The sequence below is a fragment of the Campylobacter sp. RM12640 genome (assembly GCF_020137595.1).
Taxonomy (GTDB): Bacteria; Campylobacterota; Campylobacteria; order Campylobacterales; family Campylobacteraceae; genus Campylobacter_E.
In genome coordinates this window covers 1-15,886 of record NZ_JACGAU010000030.1, presented here as the reverse complement: position 1 = coordinate 15,886, position 15,886 = coordinate 1, and the positions used below count along the sequence as shown (strand labels likewise).

Annotated in this window: 12 protein-coding genes; 7 read left to right on the top strand and 5 right to left on the bottom strand. The window is 29.8% G+C overall.

Annotated features, from left to right (window positions below; all coding sequences use genetic code 11):
• From lepA to AVBRAN12640_RS09035, 3 genes are all read right to left on the bottom strand, one after another.
• The coding region (gene lepA / locus AVBRAN12640_RS09045) for a translation elongation factor 4 (protein WP_336612993.1) at positions 1-1,718 on the bottom strand (1,718 nt) is incomplete at its 3' end.
• Between the two features lie 84 nt (positions 1,719-1,802).
• Positions 1,803-3,167 (bottom strand): L-serine ammonia-lyase, encoded by a 1,365-nt coding sequence (locus tag AVBRAN12640_RS09040; protein WP_214117701.1) that lies wholly within the window; start codon positions 3,165-3,167, stop codon positions 1,803-1,805.
• Entirely contained in the window at positions 3,164-4,372 is a 1,209-nt protein-coding gene (locus AVBRAN12640_RS09035) for an aromatic amino acid transport family protein (RefSeq protein WP_214117700.1), read from the bottom strand. Before AVBRAN12640_RS09035 ends, AVBRAN12640_RS09040 begins: the two co-directional genes overlap by 4 nt.
• 398 nt (positions 4,373-4,770) lie before the next feature.
• On the opposite strand from AVBRAN12640_RS09035, the gene AVBRAN12640_RS09030 reads away from it, so the two are divergent.
• Complete coding sequence (locus tag AVBRAN12640_RS09030; protein WP_336609035.1) at positions 4,771-6,171, top strand: alanine/glycine:cation symporter family protein; 1,401 nt, start codon at positions 4,771-4,773, stop codon at positions 6,169-6,171.
• Between the two features lie 38 nt (positions 6,172-6,209).
• Here AVBRAN12640_RS09030 and traF read toward each other — a convergent pair whose 3' ends face one another.
• Positions 6,210-7,928, bottom strand: a complete 1,719-nt coding sequence (gene traF / locus AVBRAN12640_RS09025; RefSeq protein ID WP_336609033.1) for a conjugal transfer protein TraF — start codon at positions 7,926-7,928, stop codon at positions 6,210-6,212.
• A gap of 451 nt (positions 7,929-8,379) precedes the next feature.
• Here traF and AVBRAN12640_RS09020 point away from each other — a divergent pair, with 451 nt between their 5' ends.
• The 4 genes from AVBRAN12640_RS09020 to AVBRAN12640_RS09005 are packed head-to-tail and all read left to right on the top strand — an operon-like array spanning position 8,380 to position 13,355.
• Complete coding sequence (locus AVBRAN12640_RS09020; RefSeq protein ID WP_214117697.1) at positions 8,380-9,858, top strand: DASS family sodium-coupled anion symporter; 1,479 nt, start codon at positions 8,380-8,382, stop codon at positions 9,856-9,858.
• Between the two features lie 52 nt (positions 9,859-9,910).
• Positions 9,911-10,630 carry a fumarate reductase cytochrome b subunit gene (locus tag AVBRAN12640_RS09015; RefSeq protein ID WP_214117696.1) on the top strand — a complete coding sequence of 240 codons (720 nt, stop codon included), beginning with the start codon at positions 9,911-9,913 and terminating at the stop codon, positions 10,628-10,630.
• 18 nt (positions 10,631-10,648) lie between these two features.
• Positions 10,649-12,640 (top strand): fumarate reductase flavoprotein subunit, encoded by a 1,992-nt coding sequence (locus tag AVBRAN12640_RS09010; protein ID WP_214120099.1) that lies wholly within the window; start codon positions 10,649-10,651, stop codon positions 12,638-12,640.
• Positions 12,633-13,355 carry a fumarate reductase iron-sulfur subunit gene (locus AVBRAN12640_RS09005; RefSeq protein ID WP_214117694.1) on the top strand — a complete coding sequence of 241 codons (723 nt, stop codon included), beginning with the start codon at positions 12,633-12,635 and terminating at the stop codon, positions 13,353-13,355. The genes AVBRAN12640_RS09010 and AVBRAN12640_RS09005 overlap by 8 nt, the downstream gene beginning before the upstream one ends.
• 51 nt (positions 13,356-13,406) lie before the next feature.
• Here AVBRAN12640_RS09005 and AVBRAN12640_RS09000 read toward each other — a convergent pair whose 3' ends face one another.
• The gene (locus AVBRAN12640_RS09000) at positions 13,407-13,814 is read right to left on the bottom strand and encodes a hypothetical protein (protein WP_336609032.1); all 408 of its coding nucleotides are present in this window, start codon (positions 13,812-13,814) and stop codon (positions 13,407-13,409) included.
• Between the two features lie 67 nt (positions 13,815-13,881).
• On the opposite strand from AVBRAN12640_RS09000, the gene AVBRAN12640_RS08995 reads away from it, so the two are divergent.
• Both AVBRAN12640_RS08995 and AVBRAN12640_RS08990 read left to right on the top strand, forming a co-directional pair.
• Positions 13,882-14,709: a prephenate dehydrogenase gene (locus AVBRAN12640_RS08995; RefSeq protein WP_214120101.1), complete on the top strand. Its 828-nt coding sequence runs from the start codon at positions 13,882-13,884 to the stop codon at positions 14,707-14,709.
• 166 nt (positions 14,710-14,875) lie between these two features.
• Positions 14,876-15,886, top strand: a 1,011-nt coding sequence (locus AVBRAN12640_RS08990) for a PDC sensor domain-containing protein (RefSeq protein ID WP_336609031.1), incomplete at its 3' end; no start/stop codon positions are given.

Here is a 15,886-nt window from a genome sequence, read left to right as displayed (position 1 = left end):
TTTTTACCTTCTTTTTGCTTTTCAAGTAGCTTTCTTTTTCTAGTAATATCCCCGCCGTAGCATTTAGCAGTAACATTTTTACCCATTGATTTTACATTTTCACGAGCTATGATTTTATTACCTATACTTGCTTGAATTGCTACTTCAAATAATTGTCTAGGCACAATATCTTTCATAGCTTTTACTAAATCTCTACCTTTGCTTAAAGCCTTTTGATTTGGCACGATAATGCTTAACGCATCAACTGCTTCTCCAGCGACTTTTATATCAAGCTTTACTAAATCTCCCACTCTATAATCACAAAATTCATAATCAAAACTAGCATATCCACGAGTAAGTGATTTTAATTTATCATAAAAGTCCATAATAATCTCATTCATAGGTATATCGTATTCAAGCAATACTCTATTTTCTGTTATATAATCCATTTTTGTTTGTATTGCACGGCGATTATTTAAAAGAGTAATTAAATTCCCTAAAAACTCGCTAGGAGTTATTATAGTAGCTTTTACATAAGGCTCTTTTATGTGGTCTATTTTATTTACAGGTGGTAAGTCGCTTGGATTTTGGATATTTAATACGCTTCCATCAGTTAAATTAACTTCATAAGTAACACTAGGAGCGGTTGCTATTAGATCCAAATTAAACTCACGCTCTAAGCGTTCTTTTATAACTTCCATATGCAATAAACCTAAAAAGCCAACCCTAAAGCCAAAACCTAAAGCAAGTGAAGTTTCTGGCTCGTATGAGATTGAGCTATCGTTTAATTTTAATTTATCTAAAGCATCTCTTAAATCTTCAAATTTATCAGTTTCAATTGGATAAATCCCCGCAAATACAAAGGCTTTTGCTTTAGCAAAACCTTCAATTGGTTCTGTTGCTTTATCTTTTGCTAGGGTTATTGTATCTCCTACGCTAATTTGTGCTATGTCTTTTAGTCCTAATACAACTATACCAACTTCTCCTGCTTTAATTGTATTTGTTGGCATTGGATTTAGTGGGTGTGGATAGCGTAAATCTAATACATTATGCTTTACGCCTTCGTGCATTAAATATATTTCATCGTTTTTATTAATCTCTCCATCCCTTACTCTAACTAAAGCTAAAGCCCCTAAATAGCTATCAAACCAGCTATCATAAATCAGTGCTTTTAGCTTATTTTGATTACTTTTTGGTGCAGGAATTCTCTCACAAATTGCTTGTAATAATTCAGCAATTCCTATCCCAGCTTTTGCACTAACTTCTATTGCATTAGAACAATCAATTCCTATTATATGCTCAATTTCAGCCTTTACTTTTGCAGGATTTGCTGCGGGTAGGTCAATTTTATTAATTACAGGGATTATTTCTAAATCATGCTCAATTGCCATATAAACATTCGCAATTGTTTGTGCTTGAACGCCCTGTGAAGCATCAACTACTAATAATGCCCCTTCGCAACTTGCTAAACTTCTACTAACTTCATACGAAAAATCCACATGACCTGGGGTGTCAATAAGATTTAAAATATAATTTTCTTTATTATAAGTATAATTTAATCTAACTGATTGAGCTTTTATAGTAATTCCACGCTCTTTTTCTATATCCATAGTATCCATTACTTGCTTACTCATTTTGCGTTGCTCTATAGCATTGCAAGTTGTGATTAAACAATCTGCTAAAGTGCTTTTACCATGGTCTATATGTGCTATTATTGAAAAATTTCTTATATTTTGCATTAAAGTTCCATTATTTTGATGTGATTTTTAATATTAACAAAAAATAATAAATTACAGATTGTAAAAAGGGCATAAAGCCCTTTTTTAGCAAAATTTCTTGTAATTTGTAGCTAGACCTGCAAGGCTAGTTTCTTTATATCTTGTATCCATATCTTTACCTGTTTCATACATAGTTTTAATAACCTCATCAAGCCCAACGCTAGGAGCACTCTCTCTATCCATAGCCATCTTAGCCGCACTTACAGCCTTTATAGCTCCGAATACATTACGCTCAATGCAAGGAATTTGAACAAGTCCTGCAACAGGATCGCAAGTTAGCCCTAAATGATGCTCCATTGCAATTTCAGCAGCAGAGCAACAATCAATCGGACTTGCCCCCATACTAAAGGCAAATGAAGCAGCTGCCATTGAAGAAGCTGAGCCAATTTCTGCTTGACAACCTGCTTCAGCTCCACTTATACTTGCGTTTTTCTTAAACAATGAACCTATCGCCATTGATACTAATAAAAAGTCTCTAATGTCTTTTTCACTCATACTTTTTACATGTTCTTTTAAGTATAAAAGCACAGCAGGAACTACTGCGCAAGCTCCATTGGTTGGAGCAGTTACTACGCGATTACCCGCTGCATTTTCTTCTGAAACACTCATAGCATAAAGGCTAAAATAATCTATAAAATCCAAATCACCCTTACGATTTAAATTCTTATCATCTAAAAGCATTAATTTTTTAGCTAATGCAGGAGCTCTTCTTTTAAGCTTGATTGGTCCTGGTAGGATTAGTTCATTTGAATTAGCACCTGCTTTAAAACTATCTTGCATTGCTTCATAAATCTCTTTGCAATAATTATTTATATATTCTTCGCTATTAAAATTAAGTTCATAAAGCATTGCAATTTCGGCTATGTTTTTATTGTATTTATTACATAACCACAAAAGCTCCGTCGCACTATCAAAAGAATAATCATAATTTTTTTCTTGATTAGTTTGATTAGTTTTACTAATCTCATCTTCACTTTTAATAAAGCCACCACCAACTGAATAATAAGTCTTAGATTTAACACAAGTATTATTTGAAAACGCTTCAATCGTTAAAGCATTTTCGTGATAGCTTTTAAATTCTTTAGAAAAAATAATATCACTATTTTCATCAAAATCTATTTCAAATTCATTTCCCAATAAAAGCTTTCTTTCGTTTAATCTTAATAATACAACTTGTTTTTGTTCTGGGCTTATTGTTTTTACATTTAAGCCACTAAGACCTAAAACCACAGCAATATCGCTTAAATGTCCTTTACCTGTAAGTGATAAAGAGCCAAATAAAGTAACTTTTATCCTAGTAATTTCTTTTAAATTTAAACCTTTTAAAAACTCATTTCCCGCAACAAAAGGTCCAACTGTGTGCGAACTTGATGGACCAATGCCGATTTTAAAAATACTTAAGTTACTCATAAGTTCATCTTATAAATTACACTTGTAATTGTGATAATTCCCATAATAGCTACGAAATAACAAGCCGCACCATTTTTATAAACTCTTAGCTCTGGGATTTTATATATAGCATATACAGGCATTAAAAATAATATTACAGCAATAATAGGACCGCCTAAATCTTCTATAAATCCTAAAATACTAGGGTTATAGTAAGCTACTATTATCATAGTTACATACATAAATATAGTTGTAAAGGCATTATTTTTACTAACAGCTTTTCCGCTTACTTTTTTAATAAGTCCATTTAAGCCTTCTCTAGCACCAAAATAGTGTCCAAAAAAGCTAGTTAAAATTGCCAAAAATGCAACAGCAGGAGCACCATAACTTATAATATTTCCATCAAATTTATTAGCAAAATAGCTAAGGATTGGAATATTTGCATCTCTTGCAATAGCAAACTCATTTTTATCAAGACATAAAATACAAGAAAATACAAAAAACATAACAAATACTAATAAAAGCGTAGCATTATTAAATAATATTTGCTTTCTTTTTGCGTCCGAGTTTTCTTTATATTCATTATATGTATTTAGGCTAAAAGTTGAAATCGCAGGAGAGTGATTAAAGCTAAATACTAATACAGGTAAAGTAAGCCATATTGTGCTAATAAATTCCTTTGCACTTGGAACTTCACCTAAAACTTCTAATTTCCAATGTGGAATTAAATAAAGTGAAAATAAAAATAATATTAAGCATAATGGATACACAAGCCATTCACAAACTTTAGTAACTAAAGTTTCATTAGTAAACATTACAGCCATCATAATTGTAATTAAAACAATAGCCAAGATTAAGCGATTTGGCTCGGCTAAGCCTAATTGATTTACCATAAATGAGCTTATAGTATTTGTAATACCAACCCCATAAGCAAGACAAATAGGATAAATTGCAAAAAAGTATAAAAATGTAATCACAATTCCTACTTCTTTACCAAAATATTTATTCACAGCATCAGTAATATCTCCACCTTTAGTAGAGCCTACAAAATATGATAAGAATAAATGTGATAAATAAGTCATTGGGAAAATTAATACACACATTAAAACAATAGGCCAAAAGCCACCAGTTCCTGCACGAATAGGTAAGAATAAAATTCCAGCACCAACAGCAGTGCCAAACAATGAAAACATCCAACGATTGTCAAATTCGCTCCATTTTTTCATTATTACTCCTTAAAATAATTTAAAGCCGCTATTTTAATTATATTTATATAACTTATTATAAATTTAAATCAAACTTTTAAAATAAATGTTACAAAATGTAACAAAATATTAAAATTTATAAAAAATAATATGATTTTGATATTTATTATCTTTTATTTATTATAATGACTTCGTTTTTTTAAATTTAAAGGAGATATTATGAATTTATTACATCCAAAGAGCTTAAAAGACATTATTAAAAAGCCAGATAATCAAAAAAATCCTTTTGAAAGATTAATTATTGCTTGCGAAGATAAAAGCAGTAAGCATAAGTAATTAACCAAAAACGCTTGAATTTATATATAATGATTTTTTGAAATTTTTATCAAGGAGAGCGTTTGCAAAGTTTATTAGAAGAAATACATTTATTTTTAGATTTAATAAATGGTTATTTGTATACTTATTTTTTAGTATTTGCACTAATTATTGTAGGTGTTATTTATACTATTAATACTCGTTTTGCTCAGTTTAGATTGATGGGTAATGTTTTAACATTATTAAAAGAAAAGCAAGACAACAAAGACCATGTTAGTAGTTTTGAAGCTTTAATGATTTCAACAGCTTCAAGGGTTGGTATTGGAAATATCGCTGGAATTAGCACTGCAGTTGTAGTTGGTGGTGCAGGTGCATTGTTTTGGATGTGGGTAATGGCATTTATAGGTGGTGCAAGTGCATTTGCTGAAAGCACATTAGCTCAAATATATAAAAGCAAAGATGAAAATGGTTTTCGTGGAGGACCTGCATATTTTATTGAAAAAGGCTTGGGAAATAAATTTTTTGGTAAATTATTTTCAGTTATTTTAATTATTACTTATGCTTATGGATTTAATGGACTTCAAAGCCATACTATGACTTCAGCATTTGAGATATATTTTCCTGATAACTTTAGTAATGCAAGTATAATTATAGGGATTATTTTAAGTGTTGTTGCTTTTGCATTATTCTTTTCAAATTCAAAATCACTTGGAAAAGTAAGCTCAATTATTGTTCCTATAATGGCTTTTGTTTATATTTTACTAAGCATTATTGCTATGGCTATGCACTATGATTTAATACCATCTGTGTTTAAAATGATTTTTAATAGTGCTTTTGATTTTCAAGCTATTTTTGGTGGATTTGCAGGTAGTGTTATAGTAATAGGAATTAAGCGTGGATTATTTTCAAACGAAGCTGGTATGGGTTCTGCTCCAAACGCAGCTGCAGCAGCAAATACAAGCCATCCTGTAAAACAAGGAATTATTCAAAGTTTTTCAGTGTTTATTGATTTAATTATATGTTCATGCTCTGGATTTTTAGTATTGTTCTCACAAAGTTACATTAATCAATTATCAACTGGCGAAACTAAATTAAATGCTTTACCTATGGTGCAACAATCAATGATGGAATATTATGGTACTTGGGGACTTCATTTTATAACTTTTGCAGTTATTTTATTTGCTGTAACTTCTTTAATCGGTAATTTTTACTATGCAGATGCAAATGTTAAAAACCTTACAAAAAATAATTTAAATGAATTAGTTTTTAAAATAAGTGCTGTTGCTATGGTATTTATTGGTTCTCAATTAGATTTAAAAGTAGCTTGGGATTTAGCAGATATTACAATGGCTGCAATGGCTTCTATAAATATCATTGCTATTTTATTATTAAGTCCTATTTTAATAAAATGCTTAAAAGATTATGATGAGCAAAAGAAAAGAGGTTTAGACCCTGTATTTAGCGCTAAAAAATTAGGTATTAAAAACGCTGAATGTTGGGATTAAGCAAGATTTGAATTAGGTTAAATCCTAATTCAAATTCTTTACCATTTATATCCAAATCCTATTCTTAAATCAAAATAATTAGGCACTTTACTTGAAACCTTGCAAATATCTTTATCGCAATTACTAGACTTTAATCCACTTGCTAAGGCTATATCAAATATATTAAAGAAATTAGCTCCCGTTGTAAGTATAGTCCCATAATCTTTTTTAATATCGTAAGCTAAGCCACCCCTTAGATTAAAATAATCATTAAATTCGTATTTAACACCACCGCCTAGCATTTGAGATTTATTGTATTTATTTGATAAAGTTGTGTTTGTAACTAAATCAGTATCAAAAGCAAAAGTAAAATCACTATATTTATATGCTAATCCAAATCTTACTTGCGGATTTAATCTCATACTACTTGAATGGAATTTGATTTTAGGATTATTTAAATTTTTAATAACCAATCCAGTAGAAAAATCATCAATACTATATAATGCTCCTATATCTATTCCAAAAGTATTTGTTGATTTTGCATTATGCAAATCATTTTTAATATTTATATCTTTAGAATTAACTCCATTCATATCTATTTTAATGCCTTTTTCTACTTGATATGCTTGAATATTCATATATTTTAAACTAGCACCTAAACTAAGCTCTCCATAAGGCATTATAAAACCATTTGCGTAGCTAATTGGCACTTCTGTTATCATTAGCATTGTTGTATTTAAAGGATTTTTTACACTATCTTGCATTGCTGAATGATTTAAATATTCTTCTTCGCTTACATTGGTTACGAATAGTTGTGAATTGCTTTTAAATAATTTTAAATAAATATATTTATCATCATCTTTTATTTTTATTATTAAACTACTTTTTTCTTTATTTAATGAAGCATAAGTATTAAGTGAAATCGTATTAAATAAGCTTACAGAAAAAGCACTTAAATCCCCTAAATTATTGTTATATTCTAAACCACTTAATATATTTAAATTAACTTCATTATCATAAACTGCATTATAAATTAATTCAATATCGTTTAAGGTATTTTCATCAAGAAAGGTATCTAATTTAGTATCTCCAATATCTAACAATAAATCATCTAAATTAACATTACCATCTTTTGAATTCTTTATCACATCTAAGACATTTTTTGTATCAGTATCACTTATTATATTTGTTAATAATTTTGTATCAACGCCATTGTTATTTAATTCTTCATTTGTATTATTTGTTGAAGTTATTAGCTCGGTTTTTATTGTTGTAGATAATTCATCATTATCTTGCATTTTATTTTTTAAATCACTAATTATATTGTCTAGCTCATCTTTAGCTAAATTATCATCTAATTCATCTTTAAAAGTTTTTGCTAATAAGGCTAAATCTTCATTATCGCTATTTGTGTTTCTTAATATAAAATCATCTATAACACTACCAAAATTACCAAATTTTAAATTATTAGCTCTTGAATTGTTGTTTGGATTAAAAATATGCTTTATTTTGCTTATATTTGCTTCAATTTTTTTATTTATAGATTTATCAAGATTAGATAATTCTAAAAGATTTTTTTGATTATAATTTGCTCCAAAACTAAAATTAACACCATTTTTAGAATAAATCAAACTAGCAGGATTATAATAAGCTGCAAAATCATTATCTTTAAGTGCAACTCCAGCATATCCCATACTCAAAGGTATATTGCCTAAACTACCAAATTCTAACGCCAAAGCACTAAAGCTAAAAGCACTAGTTAATATTATCTTTTTCATAATTTTCCTTTTTAAAATATTAAAAATTATATAGTTACTTTATTATTGTTACTTAATGTATCAAAAAAATAATTTTTAGATTATTTTATTTAATTAATTGGCTTAAAAAATATAATTTTTTATAAAATCTCTCAAAAGGAGATTGGTAAAATGACAAGCAAATTATTTGTAGAATTACTTTATAGCGTCGGCTTTATAAGTTTGTTTTTATTATTAGGAATATTTTATAAGCAAAAATATTAAATGGAATTTTGGTTTTTACTAATTTAGCTTTTAATAATGCAAATGATGATTAAAAATTAACCTTAAAATATTTTAAGTTTAAATTGTTTTTAAATTAAAGCTTAAAAATAGATATTAATTTTTTAAAGTTAGATGATTATTTAAAAAATTAAGATTTTCTTTAGCTTTTTTGGAATATATTAATTTCAACTTAATTTTAGGAGTTAATATGAAAGGTAAGGTTCCGTTGTGGAAATTTATCGCACCAGTTGTTGCTGGTTTGCTTGTGTTTTTGCTTTCGTATTTATTTGCTGATTATTCTCAGCTTAGTATGAATGCTTGGATTTATGTTAGCATTTTTGCTGCTTTAGTTGTAGGGCTTATCTTAGAGCCTATGCCACCTGCTTTTTTAGGTATTATTGCTATAGCTTTAGCAGTATTATTTAAAGTTGGACCTGCAAAATCAGGCGAAGTTGGTGCAAAAATTACTTCAGAAGCTGCAATTAATTGGGGTTTAACTGGATTTTCAAATTCTGTTGTGTGGCTTATTTTTGCTTCATTTATGATAGGAATTGGCTATCAAAATAGTGGTCTTGGTAAAAGAATTGCTTTAATTTTAGTAAATAAATTAGGCAAATCTACTTTAGGTTTAGGCTATGCAATTGCTATTGCTGATTTAATTTTAGCTCCATTTATTCCGAGTAATGCTGCAAGAAGTGGTGGAACTATTTATCCAATAGCTACAAGTATTCCTGCTATGTATGATAGCTCTCCTGATAAAGAACCAAGAAAAATAGGTGCTTACATAGCGTGGGTAAGTCTTGCTACTACTTGTATTTCAAGTTCAATATTTTTAACAGGTCAAGCACCAAACCCACTAGCTTTAGAGATATTATCAAAATCAGGTATTGCTGTAGTTGATTGGATGGGTTGGTTTTTATGCTTTTTACCTATTGGTATTATTTTGTTTTTAATCACTCCTTTATTAACTTATTATATCTATCCACCAGAAGTTAAAGGCTCTAGTAAAATTAGTGCTTGGGCTAAAGAAGAATTAGTAAAACTTGGCTCAATTAAATTAAAAGAATTATTAATGTTAAGCATTTCAATTCTTGCTCTAATTTTATGGATAGGTTCAAAGACTTTTGGAGTTAGTGCTACTACAACTGCTTTAATTGTAATTATTCTAATGATAGTTACTAATATTATTACTTGGAATGATTTTTTAGCTAATAAACCAGCGTGGAATGTTCTTACTTGGTTTGCTACTTTAGTAACAATGGCAGGTGGATTAAAAAATGTTGGATTTTTAGAATTCTTATCAAAATATACTGATAGTTTATTAAGTGGTATTAGTCCTACTTTAGCAGTATTTATATTATTACTTGTGTTTTGTTTATTAAGATATTTCTTTGCTTCTGGGACTGCATATGTTACTGCAGTTGTTGGGGTGTTTGCAATTATTGCAAGTAAAATTGCTGGTTATGATGCGTCTTTTATTATGATGTTTTTGCTAGCTCCAATGGGTATGATAAGTGTTTTAACGCCTTATGGGACAGGACATAGCCCAATTTGGTTTGCGAGCGGTTATATTAAAGGTGCAGAATTTTGGAAATTAGGTGCTATTTTTGGAGCTATTTATTTACTAATTTACACACTTATTGCGTATCCGTGGTTTAAATTCATTATTCCACATATTTTTTCGTAGGTCGTTTGTTAAACATTAGTAAAATGAGAAAAATTTAAGAAAAGGAGTTAAAGTGTCTAGTAAAATTGAAAATTTTTTAGGCAAAAGAGTTGATGGCACTAAATCACGCTTACCTGCTAAGCTTGATTTTTATCAAAGTGCTACTGGTTTAATTCTAGGGCTTTTTATGTGGGGACATATGCTTTTTGTTTCTACCGTTTTAATCAGTCCTGAATTTTTTGAAGCTACGGCTAAGTTTTTTGAGGGTTCGGCTATTTTTGATACGCCAAAACCTGCTTTAGTATCTTGTATGGTGCTTATTATTTTTATTATTTTCTTTATTCACGCTGCTCTTGGTATGAGAAAATTACCAATTACTTATCGCCAATGGCAAATCGCAAGAGAGCATTCAAAACTAATAAAACACGAAGATACAACGCTTTGGGTTATTCAAGCCTGTACAGGTTTTGTTATGTTTTTCTTCGCTTCAATGCACCTTGCAATGATGTTTTTTAATCCTGAAACTATTAGATTTTTAGGTGCAGTTGAAAGAATTGTAAATCATAATATGTGGGCGTTTTATTTAATTTTATTATTCGCTGTTGAGCTTCATGGTGGTATTGGTCTTTATAGACTTTGCGTTAAATGGGGTTGGTTTGATGGAAATGATGTGCATACTGCAAGAGCTAGAAGAAAAACTCTTAAAAAATTAAAATGGGTTATTAGTATTTTCTTTATAGTTTTAGGACTTGCTAATTTAGCAGTATTTATAAAAGCTGGTATTAGCTTATAACAAACAGAAAGGCTTAAAATGAAAGTAGAATTTAGTGATGCTTTAATAGTTGGTGGTGGTTTAGCAGGACTTAGAAGTGCTGTTGAAGTTGCTAAAAGTGGTCAATCAGTTACGCTTTTAAGTATTTGTCCTGTTAAGCGTTCTCACTCAGCTGCGGTTCAAGGTGGTATGCAAGCAAGTCTTGCTAATGGTAATAAAGGTGAAGGAGATAATGAAGATTTACACTTTGCTGACACCGTAAAAGGAAGCGATTGGGGATGCGATCAAGAAGTAGCAAGAATGTTTGCTCAAACTGCACCTAAGGCTGTTCGTGAGTTAGCTAGTTGGGGCGTGCCTTGGACTAGGATTACAAAAGGTCCTAGAAATGTTGTTATAAACGCACAAAAAGTAACAATAGAAGAAAAAGAAGAAGCACACGGACTTATAAATGCAAGAGATTTTGGTGGGACTAAAAAATGGAGAACTTGCTATATTGCTGATGCTACAGGGCATTGTATGATTTTTGGGGTTGCAAACGAAGCAATCAAACATAATGTAAAAATCATAGATAGAATGGAAGCTCTTAGAATTATTCACAAAGATGGAATTTGTTTAGGCGTAGTTGCAAGAAGCTTAATTGATGGTAGTTTAACTGCATTTGTATCAAAAGGCACAATGATAGCAACAGGTGGATATGGTAGAGTTTATAAACAAACAACAAACGCAGTTATTTGTGAAGGAACAGGTGCAGCAATGGCACTTGAGACAGGATTATGCTCTTTATCAAATATGGAAGCTGTTCAATTTCACCCAACTCCAATTGTTCCAAGTGGGATACTTTTAACTGAAGGTTGCCGTGGTGATGGTGGTATTTTAAGAGATGTTGATGGATACCGCTTTATGCCTGATTATGAGCCTGAGAAAAAAGAATTAGCAAGTCGTGATGTTGTAAGTCGCCGTATGATGGAGCATATTAGAAAAGGAAAAGGTGTTAAAAGTCCTTATGGAGAGCATTTATGGCTTGATATTTCAATCTTAGGTCGTGCTCATGTTGAAAAAAACTTAAGAGATGTTCAAGATATTTGTAAGACATTTAATGGAATTGACCCTGCTGATGAAGGTCCAAAAGGTTGGGCGCCGGTTCTTCCTATGCAACACTATTCAATGGGTGGAATTAGAACTAAGCCAAATGGAGAAACTCCAAAGATGAAAGGTCTTTTTGCAGCAGGTGAAGCAGCTTGCTGGGATATGCACGGATTTAATAGACTTGGTGGAAATAGCTGTGCTGAAACCGTTGTTGCAGGTATGATTGTAGGAGATTATTTTTCTGAGTATTGCAAAAATAATACAATAGTAGCTGATATGCAAGTGGTTCAAAAATTCTTAAACGATGAAGCAAATTATTTAAAAGAAATAGCAAATCGTGAAGGTAAATATAATATTTTTGAAATCAAAAACGAAATGAAAGATATTATGTGGGAGCATGTTGCTATTTTTAGAACAGGCGAAGGATTAGAATACGCAGTAAAACGCCTTGAAGAATTATTAATAGAGAGCAAAAAAGTAGCTATTAAAGATAAAGAGTTAAATTGCTCAAATCCAGAGCTAGAAGAAGCTTATAGAGTTCCAAGAATGTTAAAAGTTGCTTTATGTGTTGCTCGTGGTGCGCTTCTTAGAACTGAAAGCCGTGGGGCTCATTATAGAGAAGATTATCCAAAAAGAGATGATTTAAATTGGATGAAAAGAACTATGACTTATTGGGATGAAGGCTCAACTTTACCTAGAGTTGAATATGAAGACCTTGATATTATGAAAATGGAAATGCCACCAGCATTCCGTGGTTATGGTGCAAAAGGAAATATAATTGAAAATCCTTTAAGTGAAGTTCGTCAAAAACAAGTAGATGAAATTACAGAAAAATTACAAGCAGAAGGTAAAAGTAGAGCAGAAATCCAAGACGCACTTATGCCTTATGAATTACAAGCTAGATTTAAAGCAGCTAATCAAAGAATAGGGGTTGATTATGAGTAGGAAACTAACAATAAGGGTATTTAAATATAATCCACATAGTAAAATTAGCAAGCCACATTTTGCTACTTATACATTAGATGAAACTAGTGGTATGACTATTTTTATAGTTTTAAATCAAATTAGAGAAAAATTTGATGCAAGTTTGAGTTTTGATTTCGTTTGTCGTGCAGGAATTTGTGGCTCATGTGCAATGATGATTAATGGAAAACCAAAATTAGGTTGCAAAACTCTTACTAAAGATTATCCTGATGGAGTAATTGAGCTTATGCCTTTACCTGCGTTTAAACATATTAAAGATTTAAGCGTTAATACAGGTGAATGGATGGAAGGTATGTGTAAAAGGGTAGAAAGCTGGATACATACTGACAAAGTTACTGATATTTCTAAGATTGAAGAAAGAGTTGAACCAGCAGTTGCTGAAGAAACATTTGAGCTTGATAGATGTATTGAATGTGGTATTTGTATAGCTTCTTGTGCTACTAAAGTTATGAGACCTAATTTCATAGGTGCTGCAGGACTTATGAGAGCTGCAAGATACGAGCAAGACCCACACGATAATAGAACTTTAGATGATTTTTATGAATTAGTTGGTGATGATGATGGAATTTTTGCTTGTATGAGCTTACTTGCTTGTGAAGATAATTGCCCTAAACAATTACCACTACAAACAAAAATCGCTTACCTAAGACGCAAATTAGCTACAAATAAAGGCTAAAAATATTAAGAATTTGAAATAAGATTTTATTTCAAATTCTTTTTTTACTACTCATAAAATACTTAATAATTTTGCAAATAAAACTATCAAAAAACATATTATCAAAGCTAAAATATGAGCTTGCTTTACCAAAAAATGTTCTTTATTGTTTTTAAATCTCGCTATATAAATACTAATAAAAGTTATAAAAAGCATTAAAATTACTAGAGCTATTTTGATAAAAAACATAATTTTATTTATATTTGCAAAATTAGTATATTCATTATATGCTAGATAAATTCCGCTAAGAATTAATACAACAAAGCTAAGTGCATATAAAATACCTGAACTTTTAAAATAAGCCTTTTTTAGCTCATTAGCTTGTTTTAACCCATAGCATAAAATCGCATCAACAAATACATAACCTATAAAAATAATTGCTGAAAATAAGTGCAAAAAAATCACAATAAAATCAACCATTTAAACTCCTTTTTTTAGAAAAATATTATATTATTTTGCATATATAAATCTTAATTAAGGATAAGTTATGAAAGCAGTTGTAATTGGATTAGGATTAATTGGTGGCTCATTGGCTTTAAATTTGATGAAAAACAAATTTATTAGTGGAGTTTATGGAATTGATTTAAATAAAGAACACGAAAAAGAAGCTTTAAAGCTTAATTTAGTTCATGAAATTATAACTTTTGATGAGATTAAAACTTGTGATTTGATTTTTTTATGTGTTCCTGTTGGAGCTATTATTGAAATTATTAAACAATTAAAAGATATTCCAAAAACTACTACAATTATAGAATTTGGTAGCACAAAAGAAAGTATTCAAAACGCAATAAGCGATGATTTAAAAGAGCAATTCATACTAGCTCATCCAATGGCAGGAACAGAGCATAATGGTCCTAGTGCTGCTAAGATTGATTTATTTAAAAACGCTGTTTGTGTATTGTGCAATACCGAAAATACGAGCGTATTTCATCAACATAGAACCATAGAATTATTAAGCAATATTGGAATGAGAATTACTTTTATGAATGCAAGTTCGCACGATCATCATAGTGCCATCATATCTCATCTTCCGCATGTAATTAGCTTTTCTTTAGCAAATTATGTGTTAGATTGCGAAGATAAGAAAAACATTTTACACCTAGCAGGTGGTTCTTTTGCTGATATGAGTAGGATTGCAAAGAGTAGCCCTGCAATGTGGGAAAGTATTTTTAAAGAAAATAAAACAAATGTTTTAAATGCTCTTGATGGCTTTATAAATGAACTAAATGAGTTTAAGCAAATGATAAATAACGATGAATATCAAAAGCTAAACGAATGGCTTAAGAATGCTAATAAATTAAAAGAGATTTTATAATTTCATTGATTTCAATTAATATTTTTTTAATTGAAATCATAATTTTTCTTATTATTCCTTAAACGCTTAAACCATTGCTACATAGATATTTAAAAATTTTTTTACTATTAAATATTATTCAATTCTTTAATTGTAACATTAACGCAATTTTTTAAAAAGGAGTATTATGAAATTAACAAACAAAATTCCAGCATTAATTGCTATCCCACTTGTAGTTTGCTTTATTGTATTGTGTATAGTGAATTATTCTAGTTCAAAAACTGATTCATTATCATTTACAGACAAAGCTAAAGAAAACGGCTTAAATGCCACTATGCTTTATGTAGATTCTTATTTTAATTCAAGAATAAATTTTATAGAGCAATTCTCACCAATTTTAGCAAATTCAATTAGTGAAGATAATCAAGATGAGAATATCTTTAAAATTCTTAAAAATTATTTAGGAATTTCAAATTTCTCTGCTTTATTTATTGGTATGGCTGATAGTGGCAAGTTTTATTATATTAGCTCTAATAACGAGCCTTATATAGTAAAAGACCAAGATGCAAGAAGTAGGGGTTGGTATAAAGATGCTATTAGTGCCAATAGGGCTTTATTAGGTAAAGAAGTTTATCCTGATGAGAGATTAAAAGAAAAAGTTATGACAATTTCAGCACCTATTATTAAAAATGGCAAAATCATTGGAGTAATTGGTGGAGATATGGCATTTAAAGATTTAAAAAATCAAATTTTAACTTTACATTTTTCTAAGACCAACACAATATTTGCTTATGATGATAAATTAGAATTTGTAATGCACCCAAATGAAGAATTTGAATTAAAGCAAGATGATGTTATAAAAATGATTGAAAATAATCTAAAAGATGGCATTTCAGTTCGCTATACCTTTAAAGGTGATGAAAAAACTGCAGTATGTATTAATTCAAATACAACAGGCTGGAAATTCTGTAGCACCAATTTAACTAGCGATATAGATGATACTTTAAATTCTTTATTAAAACAAAATATAACATTATTTTTCGCTTCTTTAGTGATTATTTTATTATGCTTATTCTTCTTAATCAAATTCTCACTTCGCCCACTTGAAATCATTCAAAAAGGTCTAAGAGAAGTATTCGCACTAATAAATCACGAAAGAAAAACAGCAAGCAAGATTGATTTAAATTCTAAAGATGAA